Consider the following 16,891-nt stretch of genomic DNA (forward strand, 5'->3'; position numbering starts at 1 on the left):
TTAGTATCACATTAAAAACTTATAAATTTTAACGCTGCGTCTACCTATGCCAAATTAATTTTTTACCACATTCACTATAAGTCCATTGAATATAGCACAATTATAAGCCTATATCTATTATAATGATTGGTTTAAAATCCACCCTATTTTATTAATCCTTACGCTTGTAGAAAAATAAAAAAGCCAATACTTCCGTTATAGTATTGGCTTTTTCTCACGAGAAATTATCTTTTTATATTGTACCGATCTAATACTTTTTCTAACATTTCTAAAGTTATTGGTTGTGCTTCTTTTATTAATTGATAACCAATACGACCATTCGGTTCCGCTGTAACTCGCTGTAAACTCTTTACATCATGGATTCCTTTTTCTCTTAATTGCATATATAGTTGTTGCTCCGACATTTTTGCCTGCATCAAATTCTCTTTTACAATCTCTCCGTTTTCAACAATTATAATGCTACTTCCATTTAGAAATTGTTCCACCTTCCTTGATTTCAATTCAAAGAAATGAATGATAAGTAGTATGCTTGCAAATATGATAGCCGCAAATATAGATGGGACTACTTTTCTACTTAATACAGGTTCCACAATAATACGGCCGATTGATACAACTATAATGATTTCAGCTCTTGTCATTTGGCTGACAGATGCACTACCTGTCATTTTCAAAACAATTATTCCAGTAAAAGTTAATATAATACTTTCCAAAATTATATTCATAATAACCCAATCCTTTAATGGTGTATTTTACTATCATTCCCATTAAAGTTGTGTTTTACTTACCTATTAAGTTGTTAAACCCTTCAGACCATGATGGAAATAAAGGTATCCAACCATACTCTTTACGCGCCTTATTATTGGAAGCTCCTCTTTCCCAACTATCTTTCCCATCTTGAACTTTAGGCTTAGGTGCCCCTATCGCTGCTGCATATATTGGTAACCATTCTTTACTAGTTGCTGGATAATTATCTACAATATTTACGATTCCTGAAGGCCAATTAAGGGCTAGCATAGTAGCTCTTGCAGCATCTTCGACATGTATAAACGAGATTATCCCATCTGATGCAATAATCTCATTATTACGAACTTGATTTGCTATTAATCCGTTTTCCGCATACCATGTTCCTGGTCCATATAATGTGCCATAACGAAGTATTACCGATTCAGGTAACTCAGTAACAGCTTCTTCTAATTTCAATATGCCATTAACAGTGACTTGTCGAGGCATGGAAGCAGTAATATGTAGTGAATCTTTTTCAGTCGCAAATGTATCCCCTGGTTCATACGCCCATGAAATACTTTGAGCGATTATTTTCTGTACCCCTACATTTTTAGCTGCATCGACAAGGTTACGAGTGCCTTTTGTTCTAATTTTTGCATTATCCTCAAAATCCCATGAAGATAATGACGTTAATTGATGAATAACTACATCGGGATTTGTTTCTTCTAATACAGAAAATACAGCCTTTCTATTAAATACATCAGCTATTACTGGTATGGCACCAACCTTTTTCATTGCTTCTACTTGCGAAGTATTACGGATCATCGCAAAAACTGTATGCCCATTTTTTATTAACATTGGCAATAAAGAACGTCCTATTACACCCGTTGCACCTGCTACAAATATTTTCATATATGTTCCTCCTCATTTAGTAATCATAAATGTGACGAAACATTTGTAAGGTATGTGACAAATATTTTCTCATTTTTTTCGTTATTCATATGAAACATATACTTTTAATGGTTTAATTATCCCTAAACTCAATTCATCAAAGCATTGTATGAGTGAAGTATAATGTATTTCATGTTGAAAGATCTCTTCTATAAATGGTGTTTTTCCTATTTCTTCAAAAAACCAATCTGCATGCTTTTGATAATCGTATCCATCACTTGATCCAATGATTTGCAATTCTTTCTGATAAAAGTTAGCAGTTAATGTTAGTTCTTCTATATTACCATCAGATAGTATACATATTTTACCATTAGTTTTAAGAGCTTTTTGCAAAGTATGGAACCCACTATTTGTAGCAGAACATTCGAAACCATAATTATATGTTTCTATTATTTTCTCTTCTGAATCATATATGTTTTTCGGACCAAACTTCTTTGCAAAATCTCTTCTATTTTTATTAGGCTCAACAACATCCACGTGCTCAATGCCTACATAGTATTTTAAGAAATAACAAGCGAACAAACCAATAACTCCCATTCCAGTTATAAGTATTTTTTCATCATGTCGCGGGTTTAGTTTCAATACTCCTTTAGCAGCATCACATGAAAGAATGGATAATAAAGCAACTTTAGGTTGTATAGAACTAGGCACTCGAATTACTTTATGTACCTTAACTATCCCTATCGTTTCATGTCCATAAAAAGAAACTACTTTATCACCTACGTTTACATGTGTTACTTGATTACCAACTTGAATTACTTCACCATAACTTTCATATCCAGTTTTTCTTGGATAAGAAGGATTCGTTTCCGTAATATCGGATCCATTATACTGTGGTAACTCGGCCCCAATGCTTATCGCTCCTGCGATTGTTTTAACGATAATTTCATCGTCCTGTATGTCCTTAATTTCATTTGTTTCCCACTCAAGTTGTTTAGGCCCTTTTACAATTAACTTATATTGTTCCATTTATATCCTCTCTTTTTATAAAGATGTTATAAGTAATATTGTTATCCATCTAGATTTCGACTAAATTTATTTACCTAATAGATGATAAATTACCCTTGCCCACGTTTATACCGTTAATGCTCCTGCACCTTTCTGTTCAGCGTCTAATACTTTAAGATTACATTTTAAGAAAAGTCGTTGCCGCCCAAATGAAATACGCAAGTTGCGTCACGATATACATCGTAATTTCAAAACCTGTAAGCTTTCTTTCCCTTTTTATTTTCTTTAAATATCTATAAAAACAAAATGAACATAAGATCAGTAAAACAATAGACATTTGATATAGATTATCCACTAAAAGAACTGCCATTTATTTCATCACCTTTCCAATAGAAAGCGGGCTATAGTTCAAGCATACCATAAAAAGGAATTAATTTCCATGTAGTCTAGAGCAAATATTACCCAATTAAAACCAGTCACCTTTTTGAATTTATTCAATACAATGTTATGTAATCGACTACACACGATATAATAGGAGATTACTTTCTTTCACTGCAAATGCTTAGGAGGAAGTTGTACATGCAATTGATTCATAACATAAGAAAGGCATTAAATAACCTATGTAACTACGATACGTTCAATTTAATACACACTATTCAATCATTAGATATTTCACTTCATAAAATAGCTCCTTTTATTACTTCACCAGTTAATCTTGAATACGGAAGGAACGTTATCTATCAATCTGAATTTGTAGAGATTTTAGTATTAAATTTCCCCAACAAAGCAAAGACCCTTGTGCACGATCATGGAATATCTGTAGGATGTATACTAATAGTCAATGGTACGCTACAAAATATAACGTACGAAAATAATAGCGAGCGGATTGAAGAGTTTACAGAGGGAAATATTTTCACAGTAAAAAAAGATACTGTGCATAAAATGTATAATGCTACAGATTCAGCAGTAATAACTTTCCACGTATATTCCCCACCATTAAAAGATGTCCAAATATATGAATAGTCTTTAGAAGGAGGAAATATGCAAAATTTGAAAGATTACTATATAAAGAGCTTACAAGATGGTCGTAACGTTTGGCTCTATGGTCAAAAAGTAGATGTAACTACAGACAAACATTTTGCAGGAACATTAAGTACCATTTCTAATTTATTTACATTGTTTGATGATCCAATACGAAGAGATTCTGTTGGATATGTTAGTCAAAAAACGAAAGAATTTGTTCATACAGCCTTTTTAGTTCCGAATTCCTATAACGAATTATTAATGAGGAGAACCGCTTTTGAAACGTGGAGTTATGCTACAGACGGTGTAATGAGTAGACTATCTGATTACGCAAGATCGAGACTTACTGGCTGGTACGTATCAAAATATTTTTATAAAAAATTCGATGCACAGTTTCCAGATAAAATTACATCTTATTATGAAGAAGCGAGAGATAATCACTTATTCTTAAGCGTAGTTCAACGTGATCCACAAATAAATCGATCTACAGAATCAATGTTGAATACAAACGACTTAGGATTACTAAGAGTTACGAAAAAAACTTCTGATGGAATTTATTTAAGTGGTGCTAAAATGATTGGTACTGCTTCTCCGTATTCAAATGATTTATTAATCTATCCATTAGCAAAACTGACTGATACTCAAAAAGATTTAGCTCACTTTCTCATTGTGGCAGCCAATTCCCCTGGATTACATATGGTTTGTAGAGAACCATTTGCGAATACACATTCAATTACAGTTGATTCCCCTCTTAGCTCACAGTACGATGAAATGGATGCACTATTAATCTTTGATAATGTATTTGTACCATGGGAACGAGTCTTACTATATAACAACCCTGAAGCGTTATGGGCAATAAAGTCAGATGTAGCTTCTAGTAGTTTAGCTTATCACCAAGCAATTGTACGATTAGTAGTAAAGCTAGAATTTATAACTGCAATTGCTTGTGAAATTGCTGAAGCGATCGGTGCTACTACTTATTTGCATGTTCAAGAGAAGCTTGGGGAATTAATTATGCAAATCGAAACAATTCGCGCACTTTTAATTGCTGCAGAAGTTGAAGGTACTACAAATGAAACGAAAACTTATTTGCCGAATTTTAAATATATCGAAACTGCAAGGAATCTTGGTTCCAAATATTATCCCCGTGCAATAGAAATTTTACAATTAATTGGAGCAGGTGGGTTCATTCAACTTCCTTCGAGCTCGAATGACTTCCAAAGTCCGATAGCTGATTTATTGAAAAAGTACTTTAAAGGAACGAATATAGATGCCGAACAACGCACAAAATTATTTAAGTTGGCCTGGGATATCATTGGAAGCCCATTAGGATCTAGACACGAATTGTATGAAAGATTTTATGCCGGAGATCCAATACGAAATACAGCTACGCAATATGTAAATTATGATAAAAATCATTTTAAAAAGATGCTAAGTAAATATTTACATTAATGAAAAAGAGCACTCTTTTCTAAGAGCGCTCTTAAAAAACATATAGTTATTCAGTTACATATATAGTTGCTCCGTCCACAACTGCTACTTTTCTCTGTAATGGTTTCATTTTATTCACCTTTAGTTTTCTTCTTATACATGATTCTTATCATATTTTCTCGTATAGACTTCCCCATTCTGAGTAACTAATTTTAATGCAATTTCACCACAAACTCCATGTGGTATTTCAAATTCACCTTGTGCATTTGAAATACTACGCATCTTACTTTCAATTGAATCTTCATAAATTTTCACATTAGTTATAGGTTCGTTATTTTGATCTACGATAATACCTCTTGAATACTTTGCAACTGCTATGCATTGATTCTCTTTTTTTATATTTAGCCACAACCATTACACCAACTACTATAGCGCTACATACAAACAAGAGAATGATTTTTCGCCTCAAAACCAAACAAACCTCCTAATTCAAATTATTCTTTTCTAAACTGAAAATTAAACTGTCTTAATTGCTTGATTTCCCCAATTACTTTACGAACACCTTCTTCAATCTTATCTTCTTTTACATTCGAAACATTTAATTTTAATAGTTTTTCTTTAGGGAAATTCCTCATATAATTCTTATCAATAGTATCGACACTTATTTGCATGTCACCTAATTTTTGTATAAGTGTTTCTGTAACTGTGTTTTTCTGCATTTCTAAACAGGTGTGTATTCCAAATGTGTTTTGTCTATTATATGTAAATAATGATGGATCTTCATTTTGCACTTTTTCTAATGTTTCTGCTAGTTTTATTGATCTATTATAGTAGGAAGAATTAATTTTACTTTTATGACGTTCAAACATACCGCTCTTTATATAAATTTCTAAAGCCGCTTGAGAAATCATCGGACTATCAATATCTAGTATCTTTTTGTATGTATAGAACGCATTTGCAATGGATGGTGGAATGACCGCAACTCCAACCCGTAAACCTGGAAAAATAATCTTCGAATAACTTTTCAAATATATGACATGACTACAATTATCCAAGCTATATAATGGATCTGCTTTTGAATCAGTTTCTAAATCTGCTAAATAATCATCTTCCACTATAAATACATTGTATTTCTTAGCCAATAGTGTGATTTTTTCTTTCTCATCTTTAGAATAAGACGTTCCAAGTGGATGATGATATCTCGGTATCGTATAGAAGAATTTTATTTTTCCGGTTTGAAATATTTGCTCCAATTCATTCAAATCGATACCTTCATTCGTACGTTTAATACCGATTACAGGAACTTTATTTATTTCTAGATAATCAATATATAGATGATATGTTGGTTGTTCAATTAATACAGTTTCATTTCCATTCGGAAATGGTATAGAAGTTAATATAGCAAGTGCCTGCTGAACACCGGATGTTATAAAAATATTTTCTTCTTTTGTAAAGACTTGATAATTTGCTAGTTGTTTTTGAATAACTGGTATTAAAGATGGTAAGCCTTTCGGCGTTCCATATACAAACAAATCATTTTTATACGTATCAATAGCCTTATTAATACAATGTTGAAAATCTAAATACGGAAAAACATCTGGATCTGGTGCTGAGGAGGCAAAATCAATTATCTCGTTATTTTCTATAGTACTCTCTGATTTTTTAACAACGTAGTATCCACTTTGAGGGACAGAATATATAATGTGACGCTTTTCTAATTCATGAAGAGCACGTATAACTGTTGCCTTATTACATTCATATTGCGTAACGAGTGACCGTATAGACGGTAATTTCTTTCCTTCTCTTATTTCTCCATTTTGAATCATATTTTCTATGTCGTTTAAAATATGTAAATACTTATACATCTTACACCTCCTTCAGTAATTCTATATTTAATTATATCGATTTTTCATTTATAGAGCATTCATTCCTCAATTAGTTAATTTTCCGATCATCTATATCGTAAATCCCAATAGCATATGAATCATTTTCAATCCATTTCTTTACTGCTTCTGTTTTAAGTACCCCTTCAACTTCTTTTTCTATTTTCTGTCCAAGTTCTCTCGCCCCTACTTCATCATCGCTAATCTTAGTTTTTATATCAATGGTAACAGGTTGATTCTTTTTATAATTTATTTGCTGAATACCAAACCATTCATATCCATTCTTTCTCAATACGTCATCAAATATCTGTCCAAAAACTAACTGCCATCTTTGTTCTGCATTTACAATCTCTTTGTTTCTTTGAGATATATTTACTTTATAGGACATAATGCCTTGAATTTGCAATCTTTTATTAATTTCTTTTTTTATTTCGTTAGCATTTTCGCTATCAGCAATCTCTAAATCTACTATTCTTGCTTTTTCATCCCATATAGCAGCACTAAAAAAAGATTCCTGCTTGACTGTCGCTGTAGCAATACCCATAACTATAGAATCTTCACTTTTAGATTCTTCCATTTCAGGCTCACAAGCACACAATAAAGCAATTGAAAATAAAAATACAATCAACTTCTTTCCTCTTTTCATTGCACTTCCCTCCGTAAATTTTCATTTACGATAAACTTTTACTTTCACATATAAATACCTTCTATAATTTAACATTATTTCACATTTTCTCCTCTTAAAAAGGGAATTACAATTAATAAATAGAATATCTCCATGAATACATAAAAAGTGAGGGATATATAATGCAACGTGTAAATACGATTGATATTAGTAATGTACTACAATTAGAAAAAACTCTTTCGTCTTTATTAAACAAAATGATTTCTTCAAAACTAGACCTTGAAAATTGGTTAAAAGAGCAGTCAAAAATGATTTGGGAAATCGAAGAACAATTAAGATCACATTATATCGCCTTTCAATGTAATACGGATGATGAAGAAATAAAAGATACTTTTGAACATGATCAACAATTTGTAAAGCCACTTTTAAAGCGGTACCAAAATTTATTGGATAATAAATATTTAGAGTCACCTTTTCGAATGGAATTAGATTCTAATCTATATGGTTTATTAGATGCAAAAATAAAAAATGCTCAAAAGTTATTTTGTGAGGACAATATCGAATTAGAAATAAAGGAAGACAAATTAGTCACAGAGTACTTTGAAATCACTGGAGGATTAAGTGCTATTTGGGACGGAGAAGAAAAAACGATAACAGAATTACAATCGTATTTACAAGATTCGAATCGTGACATCCGTAAAAAGGCAAAAACCATTATTTCTGAACAGTTTTTATCTGTTGAAAAAGAACTCCAAAACATATTAAATCAATTAATTGAAATTCGCCATCAAAAAGCAAAAAATATTCAACTAGAGAATTATCGCGATTATATGTTCAAAAAATACGAGCGTTTTGATTATTCAGCGATAGATTGCTATGAACTAGCTGAATCGATACGTAAGTATGTTGTGCCGCTTAAAGATAAAATATTGCTAGAGCAAAAAGATAAACTGCAAGTTGATACACTTCGCCCGTGGGATGTATCAGCTGTAACTCCAGATCAAAAAGTACTTAAACCTATTACAAATGAAAATGATTTAATTGAAAAGAGCACTCATATCTTTAATAAACTAGATGTTGAATTTTCAGCACTTTTAAACCGAATGTATAAACACAATTGTCTCGATTTAACAAGCCGCAAAGGAAAAGCAGCTGGTGGCTTTTGTGAGTACTTACCAGCTTCACAATTATCTTATATTTTTATGAACTTAAATTATACACAAGATGATATTGTCACTTTTATACATGAAATGGGGCATAGCATTCATAACGAACTCATAAAACCATTAAAATTACGACAGTATATAGAAATTCCAGCTGAAACAGCTGAGCTAGCCAGTATGACAATGGAGTTATTCTCGCTTAATTATTGGGATACCTTCTATACAGACAAAAAAGATTTAAAACAAGCAAAAATTAACTTCTTTAAAGATGTTATTTCATATTTACCTATTATGCTTATTGTCGATCAATTTCAACACTGGCTGTATGAAAATCCAAGTCATACTTCTGAAGAAAGAAATGAAAAATACTTACAACTTCAAAAACATTATCAGTCTAGCGTCATACATATTGATGGCTACGAAAACTGGATAGCAACGAGTTGGCTACCTGTACTCCATATTTTTGAAGTACCATTTTATTATATTGAATATGCGATCGCCCAACTTGGCGCTTTACAAATGTATAAACAATATAAAGAGGATCCTAAGCAAGCGCTAGAAAATTATAAAAAGGCATTATCACTAGGAAGCTCGCAATCTATAAAAGAAGTGTATGATGCAGCCGGTATTCGTTTTGATTTTTCTGGTGAAACAATTAAAGAACTAATGCTATTTGTAGAAAAAGAATTAGAATTACTTGAGCAATTATAAGAAGAAAGCTGCACCTATATTTTTGGTGTAGCTTTCTTCTTTATTTTATTAATCAGTTCTATGTACTGAGTATCTCCATATCCGATTGTTGGAAAAAGATAAAACAACTTTATTAATAATTCACGAGTTGATAAATCTTTATTTTTAGAGATGAATTTCATTACTGCATTATCTTCTGTTAACATTTCTAAAAATAAGTCTATAGCCTGATACATTACAGGTGGTACCTTATGAGAGGTCTTTTTATGGTTTACTAATACTTCATTGTATATAGAAGAATAATTCCCCAATTCAAGTTCAATTTGATTTACTTTAAATTCATCCTCTCTAAAGCTATTTAAGTATACCTTCCCTTCATAAGCAGACTGTTCAAGGTGAGAAAGTATGGTAAGTAGGTTCATTTGGCAAAACATATCTTCACCAAACCATAGAACAATACATTTATACTTTTTCGTAAAAAGGTTTTCTAACGGATCTATAACCTTTTTTATATAACTTTCTACTGAACTGTTATGTCCTTTCGCTCTTGTTTTAATAAAATCCTCATCAAAAACTTGTGTAGTAGCAGGGTTCACACACATCGCCTCATTAAATGGGGCATAATCAGAATCACCCATTAGCTTTTTATTTTTAAATTCTTCATACATAACTTGACCATTTAATATGTTAAGTACCTCTTTATCAAATAGCTCACTCTTCCTATCTCGTAACTGTTCAACCTCTATTTTTCTAGAAATATTCATTTTAAACGCCCCTTCTTTATTTAAATTTAGTTTAACAAATGATTGAATAGGCATTTTGTTAAGTTGGTATTCTCTTGGATTCATTCCAAAAACATTTTTACATATTCGATTTAGCCGTTCCTATTTATAGTGCGATAGAATATTCATTCGCTGGAAATGGGAATATCGTTGACTATGAGTATTCTATTACAAAAGCACTATTTGAAGGCTACCAAGAGGAAAATGAGCTACCAAAAGAGATGATAGACAAGTTTCCATTATTTATTAAATTAAAGGAGATTTTTGAGTATAGCTTAATGCATATGTATTGGGATAAAGAAGACTTAACGGAGGAACACGTACGGATTATGAACCTTTATAGGATGAAGATCGAAAATGAGAATACCTATATCAATATTTAAGAATGCTGTTGTTTAACTGCAAGGAAACTTTGGTTAAACAACAGCATTTATTAATTAGCTGACAGCCTTTTTTATGACTTATAAATACTGATTCAACAATCTTTTCAAATACACTTCATTTTGCGGTGATACTTTTTCAGAAAATCTAGCTGCAATAATTATAGGAGCCCATTGAAAAACTTCATCTCTTGATAAGCCGGTACGACTGCAATATATATGTAAATACATCTCAGCTAATTCTACCGAAGATTGTGAGTACAACAAATATGTTCGAAATACATCTGCGCGAATATCACCTGAACTAGCATCTACCCAATCTATAACTTTCACTTTCTCTTCCTTATTCAAAATCAAATTAAATGGATGAAAATCTCCATGACATAGCCTAAAATCAAATGTAATAGAATCTAATTTTAGTAATATGTTTTTCTTTTTGTTTTCATCCAATTTATGTACAGATTTAATTTGACGCTCTAACCTTTCCCTCATTAACTCCATTTCATCTGTATTCACATGTATAGCATGGATCTTTTTTTGCTCATTAACACAAAGGTCGATATAACGCTCTGCCTCATTCAAATTATTAAGCAGGAGATCACCAATGTTGTCCCCTTTTACATGTTCCATAATAATTGCCTGTCTATTTTGTATCTTTTTCACTTCAAATACGTTTGGAACTGGCAACCCGCATGAATACGCATATTTTTGTTTTTTTGCTTCATTCATAGACTCTGTATCTGGGAGGTAATCTTTAAATAATTTTACAACCTTATCATCAGTTAAATAAATTTCTGCTGTATTCCCTTTTGCAATTGGATTACCTAAAACCACTTCATTTCTCCCCTTAACATAAATTAAAATAACACCTTGTACTTCTCTTTAAATTCACTGTAACCCTAGCTAAAACCTTCTTCACGAATATACAAAAAACTTACCGCTTTTCATCCTTAAATAGAAAGCGGTAAGTTTAATTGTTTAGGAATATCAGAATGAAACTCTGATGTATGCACAATTGAAAATGTATATCCTTGCTCAATAAATGATACTTCATTACGTTTACATTCAAATGATACACTATTTTTCTTAAAGTTATTTTGGATTCGCTGTAAAAATGCGACGTCTGGTGTTCCGAAAGAAACGTGTACTTTCGGTGATAGAGCTTTCATCGCGATTGGAATCCAAGGTCGCTGCCACCAAGTCGCGACGATATATGCAGTGCCACCTATAACAAAGTTAAAAATATCCCCATCTTCCATCGTTTTCATATTTAGATTTGATTTTAACCATTCCGTAAAAACAGGTACACTTTTAACAGGAAGACCAATTTCCCTTACGTATAAAATGTTTAAAGGTGAGTGTGGTACTAATACATCCTCTTTAACATAACTATGTGCGATAATTTCGAGTAGATTTCCATCTCCGTCTTTAAAGTATAAATTGAATAGACCATTCTCTTCACCAATTACATTTCCATTTTGCCATTTTACAATGAGTAATCCAGAGTCCTTTAACCATTTTGCTGTTTCATGGAATTTTGAATATGGGATTTCAAAAGCAAAATGTGCAGGTGCGATTGGTTCATACACTTCTTGAAAACTAATTGTTGTATAAGGTGTTACTTCAAATTGAATGAAGGATGCTGTTTCTTTTTTTATTGGAAAAGATAATATGTCCTTATAAACTTGTTTTACCCCTTCTATAGAAACCGTTTGTAGTTTTATATCTGATATATGTGTAATCACTTTACATTCCCCCTCATTTCTTATTATCTATTCGTATTGTATTACACTTATAAATAGATAAAATCAAACGGAAGGATGGATTTTTCATATAGAAACTACAACTTTAGTATGAATATATTAGCTCCAATTATTTTTTATTTCCGCTATAACAATTTCTGGTTTATCCCAGTGCAACATGTGTGTAGTATCAGGAATTACTTTTACTATACTGTCCGTTTTCTCTTTAAAAACATTTGCTGTCTTATCTCTATAATCCGCCCAAACTTGTGGGACTGTAGCTCGAAGTAATACAATATTAGCCGGTAGCTTCTCATATATATCTATTGTTTCATCTTTATGCATACCTCTTATTATATTACTAGCTGTATTTCCCCTGGCATGCCACCATACTTTATTATCCATTTCGATCCCTAGATCCTTTACAGCAACTTCTAACAATGAAGACCACCTAGTATAAGCTGCTTTTTCACTTTTGAAAAATTCGTCCCAATTATTAAAAACGTATTCATCAAATTCCTTTTCATAATAAGCAATTTCTTCTTCCAACGTTTCTTCTTTAAGCCTTTTTGTTTGATATCCACCATCAATAAGAATACTTCCTTGTACTTTTTCTGGATGATTTAACAAATAAAATAACGCTACAAAACTTCCCCATGAATGTGATAGAAAATAGAAGTATTCGATTCTCAATTCATTTATTATTTCATTTAACCAATTTGCTAAATTGTGCATCTCATAATCTTCTGTTCTTTCAAATGGGGGTGTTTTACCATGTCCAGGTGCATCAACGGAGATAAATCTATACTCTTCTTTTAATTCCTCAGCAATTTCTATAAAACTTAAACTCGTACTACCTAATCCATGTAAACAAAAGATAACGGGCTTCTCATTATTCCCCCATTCAGTAATATGTACATTTATTTTTTCATTGCTAATATAGTAACGTTTCAAAACATTTATCCTCCATATTTTGATTTTTTAATTTACACTTTATTTATTTCTATTATTTTCAAGTATTTCCTGTATTCTTTTCCACACAAAAAGCTGCTTTTCTTTAAATGAAAAGCAGCTTTTACACTAAAATACATTATAATTTAACAGCAATAATCATAAATCTTTTTGAATTCGTACGAATCCCTTTTTCAGAACTATACGTATCAATGAACTTTTGTAAAATAGTAAAATCCTCTTCCTGTTCTCCGAATCTAGGAATAATAGGCGTATGTTTTAATAAGAAAATGAGATCTTCAGACCTACTGTAATAATCAGTAACATCATATTCACGTACTTGCACGAGATCAAATCCTGCACTAATAAGTTCATTCATATAATTTTCTTTTAAAGTACCATCCCGTTCACCTAAGCATTGTCCTCTACCAAATACTTCTTTCAGGTTTAATTTATCATGCTCACTTACTTGTTGTGTTAAGAAAAAGGCACCCTTTTTCATTACTTTCGCTAACTCAGATGCCAGAAACGGTGCGTGACAACTTGAAGCAATATCAAAATGTGCATGTGGAAATGTTAAAGCTTCAGAACCCATTTGAAGAAACTCAACATTTTGTACACCTGATTTTTTCAAGTTAGAATGTGCCGTTGCAATCATACCGTTAGAATTATCAATTCCAATCAACAATTTAGCTGATGATGCTATGTTAAGTACATTTTCTCCTCCGCCTGTACCAACATCAAGTAAAATATGTGATGGTTTACACCTTTCTTTTACCTCACTATAAAAGTCCCATGTATCTCCTACAGTTTCACATTTTATTTTACTAAAATCCCATCCATTTAATCTTCCTACTTTATCATAGAAGCTTTTATACTCTAATTCGTTCATCTTATTATTTCCCCTTTGTAAAAATAAATTAAATATGTATAATAACCTACGACACTCCTTAATTATATATTATAAAATGCAAATTATTAAAACAACATTTCCCTTCAAACCACAATAAGTTTACATAATATTTTTATTGTTTATCTTTATCTATATATTCTAAATGCCCTCTTCCCCAACTACACATACTATCCAAAACAATACTAACTGTTTTTCCATGCTCAGTTAAGCTATATTCTACTTTAGGTGGTATTTCTTGATAAATTTCGCGTTTTATTAGTTGATCTTGCTCTAATTCACGTAATTGCTTTGCTAACGTCCCTTGAGATATATCTGGTATTAATGTCTTTAATTCACCAAAACGTTTCGTTCCATCTGTTAGCAAAATAAACAAAATGAGCGGCTTCCATTTCCCACCGATTATTTGTAATGTTGCTATTACCCCTTTTAACTTCGGTTCTTGTAAATCCATTTTTCTCACCTCTCCTCAGATATCATAAAGTGAAACTTTAATCAGTGGGGGTTTTGTTCATCCCACACTGATTATTAGTTGAACCAATCAGGCTTTTACGGGCAATTGATCTCTTACCTAACGTCCTTGCATTTTCCTAACTTTGAGGTGAGAGTTTTACTGCCCGTTAATGCGGGATAAACCATATTTAGAAACTTTCCCTATTACTTATCCGCCTGTATAGCGATTAGTACGAAATTTGCGACTATGTACATATAAAGTGCGTACTTTTCACTTGCTCCCTTTTAGCGAATAATAAAAGCATAGCACAGTTATATTCTAAAGTTTTTTATTAAAGGAGTGGCTAAAATATGTCTATTACTACATTAGAAAATAGCCGTATTGTTATCATTGGCGGGAGTTCTGGTATTGGATTAGCAACAGCAACTCAAGCAATTAAACAAGGCGCACATGTTATTATTGCCGGACGCTCGGAAGAAAAATTAAAAGTTGCTCGAGAAGTAATAAATAACAATCATCTTCAAACTTATATATTGGATAATCAAAATAAAGAGCAATTACAAAATTTTTTCAAGACAGTTGGGAACTTTGATTATTTATTCACACCGGGAGCCTCTTATACACTTGGACCAATTACCTCTACAGAGGAAATTGCTGAAAGTAGCTTCATCGGAAAGTTTTGGCCTCAATATTATGCCGTAAAATATGCAATTCCTTTTCTTTCAAACTCTGGATCGATCGTGTTAATGTCCGGTGCCTTTAGTCAAAGACCACTTAAAGGTGCGCCTGCTTATGGAGCTTGCAATGGTGCTATTGAAAGTTTAGGGAAGGCCTTAGCTGTGGAATTAGCTCCTATTAGAGTTAATGTGGTTTCTCCTGGAACAATACAAAGAGAAAATGAACAAAATGAAAATAGACTAGTTGCTTACGAAGCTTATAAATCTCTTTCACTTGTACAACGAGCTGGATATAATGATGAAATTGCACATACTGTCCTATATTTAATGCAAAATAGTTTTACTACGGGTAATGTATTGTTTCCTGATGGAGGGTACACATATCATTAAATTATTTAAGACAAAACCCCCTTATTACGGTGGCTTTTGTTGCTCATTTAAACATTGCTGAAATTTCCAAATAGATGATTACATTACTTTAGTACCAACTGGTTGGTTTTTAGATGATTCATTACAGTCCGCTCATTTTGTACATTTGCAAATAAAATTGTGCTAGTAGTTGACGAATCGAATCTCGAAGTAATTTGTCTTGATATTTATGGATAAGTTTACAAAGAAAAAAGGCATATAATTAATGCCTTTTTTCTTTATCATCATTTAACTGGATAACAAACTTCTGTAACCCACTTATTAGGATCGGATTCCATCGCTGGGCTCACATGATAAATATTAAACATCGGGCCTGCTAATTTGTAACCCTCTGTCTCAATCCATTTTGCCGCAGCCTCATTTACAGCTGTCATCTGTTCATAACTTCCATTAACTGTTATAGAAGCTACATTAGTCGATTCCATATTTTTAAATGTAACGTCTTTTGTATTTTCGTGCTTACCTAGAATACTTAGCTGTATTTCTATATCTACATCATTTTCTTTGTATTCACGATCATGGAAAACCGCAATACTATAACTCGGTTGGGCAATACTAATATTTTTCATTTGAATTTCTTGCATTAATACACTCCATAAATCACCTTCGCAATTATACGATGGAATAATCTTTCTAACACTAGCTACAGTTCTTTCTGGAATTTCTTTTATTGAAACATGATAATTCATCTCAACAACATCCTCTCTCATCGTTTTCATTGAGTCTTCAAGGAGACGTAATTGTTTTTGGAGGTTATTCATGTCTTCTTTAATTTGAGCACTACGATTTAAAAATTGCTCTTTTATGGTATCTATATTATCGCATTCTATTATTTCTTTGATGGTAGCAATATTAAACCCCATAGCTTTTAACGTTTGAATTTGATTTACTTTTTTTAATTGGTCTGCTGAATAAAATCGATATCCACTCTGCTCATCGACTTTTACTGGTTGTAGTAATTCCACTTTATCGTAGTGTCTCAACATTCGTATACTAATGGAAGATAGTTTTGAAAAATCCCCTATTTTAAACATGATTTCCTCCTATAAGTTACATCTACTTTGAAGCTCAACTTTATCTTAAACAATGACATTGTGTGAGGGTCAATCGTTTTTTTGACGATTTAAAC

The 16,891-nt window shown here is 32.0% G+C and carries 18 protein-coding genes and 1 pseudogene; 5 read left to right on the forward strand and 14 right to left on the reverse strand.

What is annotated here, in order from left to right; genetic code table 11:
* Positions 1-224 precede the first annotated feature (224 nt).
* The 4 genes from ACTFP3_RS21715 to ACTFP3_RS21730 all read right to left on the reverse strand — a co-directional run bounded on the left by ACTFP3_RS21715 (position 225) and on the right by ACTFP3_RS21730 (position 2,992).
* A complete protein-coding gene (locus tag ACTFP3_RS21715) occupies positions 225-722 on the reverse strand; it encodes a YetF domain-containing protein (protein ID WP_326036740.1) in 498 nt (165 codons plus the stop codon).
* 55 nt (positions 723-777) lie between these two features.
* A complete protein-coding gene (locus tag ACTFP3_RS21720) occupies positions 778-1,635 on the reverse strand; it encodes an NAD-dependent epimerase/dehydratase family protein (protein WP_006929510.1) in 858 nt (285 codons plus the stop codon).
* An 81-nt stretch (positions 1,636-1,716) separates the two neighbouring features.
* Complete coding sequence (locus ACTFP3_RS21725) at positions 1,717-2,643, reverse strand: zinc-binding dehydrogenase (RefSeq protein ID WP_440011236.1); 927 nt, start codon at positions 2,641-2,643, stop codon at positions 1,717-1,719.
* 157 nt (positions 2,644-2,800) lie between these two features.
* Positions 2,801-2,992, reverse strand: coding sequence for a hypothetical protein (locus ACTFP3_RS21730; RefSeq protein WP_440011237.1), 192 nt, complete (start codon positions 2,990-2,992; stop codon positions 2,801-2,803).
* Positions 2,993-3,201: 209 nt separating this feature from the next.
* Between ACTFP3_RS21730 and ACTFP3_RS21735 the strand changes: the two genes are divergently transcribed.
* Together ACTFP3_RS21735 and ACTFP3_RS21740 are read left to right on the forward strand one after the other, a co-directional pair.
* Positions 3,202-3,645 carry a cysteine dioxygenase gene (locus ACTFP3_RS21735; RefSeq protein WP_440011239.1) on the forward strand — a complete coding sequence of 148 codons (444 nt, stop codon included), beginning with the start codon at positions 3,202-3,204 and terminating at the stop codon, positions 3,643-3,645.
* A gap of 18 nt (positions 3,646-3,663) precedes the next feature.
* Positions 3,664-5,097 (forward strand): 4-hydroxyphenylacetate 3-hydroxylase family protein, encoded by a 1,434-nt coding sequence (locus ACTFP3_RS21740; protein WP_440011241.1) that lies wholly within the window; start codon positions 3,664-3,666, stop codon positions 5,095-5,097.
* 132 nt (positions 5,098-5,229) lie between these two features.
* On the opposite strand, the pseudogene ACTFP3_RS21745 reads toward ACTFP3_RS21740, so the two are convergent.
* The 3 genes and pseudogenes from ACTFP3_RS21745 to ACTFP3_RS21755 form a co-directional block, all read right to left on the reverse strand.
* Positions 5,230-5,545: pseudogene (locus ACTFP3_RS21745) on the reverse strand (hypothetical protein).
* A gap of 25 nt (positions 5,546-5,570) precedes the next feature.
* Positions 5,571-6,941: a PLP-dependent aminotransferase family protein gene (locus ACTFP3_RS21750; RefSeq protein ID WP_440011242.1), complete on the reverse strand. Its 1,371-nt coding sequence runs from the start codon at positions 6,939-6,941 to the stop codon at positions 5,571-5,573.
* 70 nt (positions 6,942-7,011) lie between these two features.
* On the reverse strand, positions 7,012-7,605 hold the full coding sequence (locus ACTFP3_RS21755; RefSeq protein WP_149149627.1) for a DUF4030 domain-containing protein: 594 nt from the start codon (positions 7,603-7,605) through the stop codon (positions 7,012-7,014).
* A 161-nt stretch (positions 7,606-7,766) separates the two neighbouring features.
* Between ACTFP3_RS21755 and ACTFP3_RS21760 the strand changes: the two genes are divergently transcribed.
* Positions 7,767-9,458 (forward strand): M3 family oligoendopeptidase, encoded by a 1,692-nt coding sequence (locus ACTFP3_RS21760; protein ID WP_440011245.1) that lies wholly within the window; start codon positions 7,767-7,769, stop codon positions 9,456-9,458.
* A gap of 14 nt (positions 9,459-9,472) precedes the next feature.
* Here the strand turns inward: ACTFP3_RS21760 and ACTFP3_RS21765 are convergent, their stop codons facing one another.
* The gene (locus ACTFP3_RS21765; RefSeq protein ID WP_326036735.1) at positions 9,473-10,285 is read right to left on the reverse strand and encodes an AraC family transcriptional regulator; all 813 of its coding nucleotides are present in this window, start codon (positions 10,283-10,285) and stop codon (positions 9,473-9,475) included.
* On the opposite strand from ACTFP3_RS21765, the gene ACTFP3_RS21770 reads away from it, so the two are divergent.
* Positions 10,276-10,602 (forward strand): aminoglycoside phosphotransferase, encoded by a 327-nt coding sequence (locus ACTFP3_RS21770; RefSeq protein WP_012593235.1) that lies wholly within the window; start codon positions 10,276-10,278, stop codon positions 10,600-10,602. The genes ACTFP3_RS21765 and ACTFP3_RS21770 overlap by 10 nt on opposite strands.
* 78 nt (positions 10,603-10,680) lie before the next feature.
* Here the strand turns inward: ACTFP3_RS21770 and ACTFP3_RS21775 are convergent, their stop codons facing one another.
* The 5 genes from ACTFP3_RS21775 to ACTFP3_RS21795 all read right to left on the reverse strand — a co-directional run bounded on the left by ACTFP3_RS21775 (position 10,681) and on the right by ACTFP3_RS21795 (position 14,656).
* Positions 10,681-11,433: an aminoglycoside phosphotransferase family protein gene (locus ACTFP3_RS21775; RefSeq protein WP_440011246.1), complete on the reverse strand. Its 753-nt coding sequence runs from the start codon at positions 11,431-11,433 to the stop codon at positions 10,681-10,683.
* A 116-nt stretch (positions 11,434-11,549) separates the two neighbouring features.
* A complete protein-coding gene (locus tag ACTFP3_RS21780) occupies positions 11,550-12,344 on the reverse strand; it encodes a VOC family protein (RefSeq protein WP_071740591.1) in 795 nt (264 codons plus the stop codon).
* 117 nt (positions 12,345-12,461) lie between these two features.
* A complete protein-coding gene (locus ACTFP3_RS21785) occupies positions 12,462-13,295 on the reverse strand; it encodes an alpha/beta fold hydrolase (protein WP_440011247.1) in 834 nt (277 codons plus the stop codon).
* Positions 13,296-13,431: 136 nt separating this feature from the next.
* The gene (locus ACTFP3_RS21790; protein ID WP_440011248.1) at positions 13,432-14,184 is read right to left on the reverse strand and encodes a class I SAM-dependent methyltransferase; all 753 of its coding nucleotides are present in this window, start codon (positions 14,182-14,184) and stop codon (positions 13,432-13,434) included.
* 133 nt (positions 14,185-14,317) lie between these two features.
* Complete coding sequence (locus tag ACTFP3_RS21795) at positions 14,318-14,656, reverse strand: winged helix-turn-helix transcriptional regulator (protein WP_086411833.1); 339 nt, start codon at positions 14,654-14,656, stop codon at positions 14,318-14,320.
* A gap of 350 nt (positions 14,657-15,006) precedes the next feature.
* On the opposite strand from ACTFP3_RS21795, the gene ACTFP3_RS21800 reads away from it, so the two are divergent.
* Positions 15,007-15,723: an SDR family oxidoreductase gene (locus tag ACTFP3_RS21800; RefSeq protein ID WP_440011250.1), complete on the forward strand. Its 717-nt coding sequence runs from the start codon at positions 15,007-15,009 to the stop codon at positions 15,721-15,723.
* A gap of 263 nt (positions 15,724-15,986) precedes the next feature.
* On the opposite strand, the gene ACTFP3_RS21805 is transcribed toward ACTFP3_RS21800, so the two are convergent.
* Complete coding sequence (locus tag ACTFP3_RS21805; RefSeq protein WP_023522019.1) at positions 15,987-16,796, reverse strand: MerR family transcriptional regulator; 810 nt, start codon at positions 16,794-16,796, stop codon at positions 15,987-15,989.
* Positions 16,797-16,891: the final 95 nt, after the last annotated feature.

It is taken from the genome of Bacillus cereus group sp. MYBK5-2 (assembly GCF_051915685.1).
GTDB classification, from domain to species: Bacteria; Bacillota; Bacilli; order Bacillales; family Bacillaceae_G; genus Bacillus_A; species Bacillus_A cereus.

What these genes read in the sequence shown, in the direction of transcription:
- ACTFP3_RS21750 (WP_440011242.1), bottom strand. Translation starts at nt 6,941, where the DNA reads ATGTATAAGTATTTACATATTTTAAACGACATAGAAAATATGATTCAA.
- ACTFP3_RS21800 (WP_440011250.1), top strand. Translation starts at nt 15,007, where the DNA reads ATGTCTATTACTACATTAGAAAATAGCCGTATTGTTATCATTGGCGGG.
- ACTFP3_RS21720 (WP_006929510.1), bottom strand. Translation starts at nt 1,635, where the DNA reads ATGAAAATATTTGTAGCAGGTGCAACGGGTGTAATAGGACGTTCTTTA.
- ACTFP3_RS21735 (WP_440011239.1), top strand. Translation starts at nt 3,202, where the DNA reads ATGCAATTGATTCATAACATAAGAAAGGCATTAAATAACCTATGTAAC.
- ACTFP3_RS21790 (WP_440011248.1), bottom strand. Translation starts at nt 14,184, where the DNA reads ATGAACGAATTAGAGTATAAAAGCTTCTATGATAAAGTAGGAAGATTA.
- ACTFP3_RS21760 (WP_440011245.1), top strand. Translation starts at nt 7,767, where the DNA reads ATGCAACGTGTAAATACGATTGATATTAGTAATGTACTACAATTAGAA.
- ACTFP3_RS21795 (WP_086411833.1), bottom strand. Translation starts at nt 14,656, where the DNA reads ATGGATTTACAAGAACCGAAGTTAAAAGGGGTAATAGCAACATTACAA.
- ACTFP3_RS21805 (WP_023522019.1), bottom strand. Translation starts at nt 16,796, where the DNA reads ATGTTTAAAATAGGGGATTTTTCAAAACTATCTTCCATTAGTATACGA.
- ACTFP3_RS21730 (WP_440011237.1), bottom strand. Translation starts at nt 2,992, where the DNA reads ATGGCAGTTCTTTTAGTGGATAATCTATATCAAATGTCTATTGTTTTA.
- ACTFP3_RS21725 (WP_440011236.1), bottom strand. Translation starts at nt 2,643, where the DNA reads ATGGAACAATATAAGTTAATTGTAAAAGGGCCTAAACAACTTGAGTGG.
- ACTFP3_RS21715 (WP_326036740.1), bottom strand. Translation starts at nt 722, where the DNA reads ATGAATATAATTTTGGAAAGTATTATATTAACTTTTACTGGAATAATT.
- ACTFP3_RS21740 (WP_440011241.1), top strand. Translation starts at nt 3,664, where the DNA reads ATGCAAAATTTGAAAGATTACTATATAAAGAGCTTACAAGATGGTCGT.
- ACTFP3_RS21755 (WP_149149627.1), bottom strand. Translation starts at nt 7,605, where the DNA reads ATGAAAAGAGGAAAGAAGTTGATTGTATTTTTATTTTCAATTGCTTTA.
- ACTFP3_RS21765 (WP_326036735.1), bottom strand. Translation starts at nt 10,285, where the DNA reads ATGAATCCAAGAGAATACCAACTTAACAAAATGCCTATTCAATCATTT.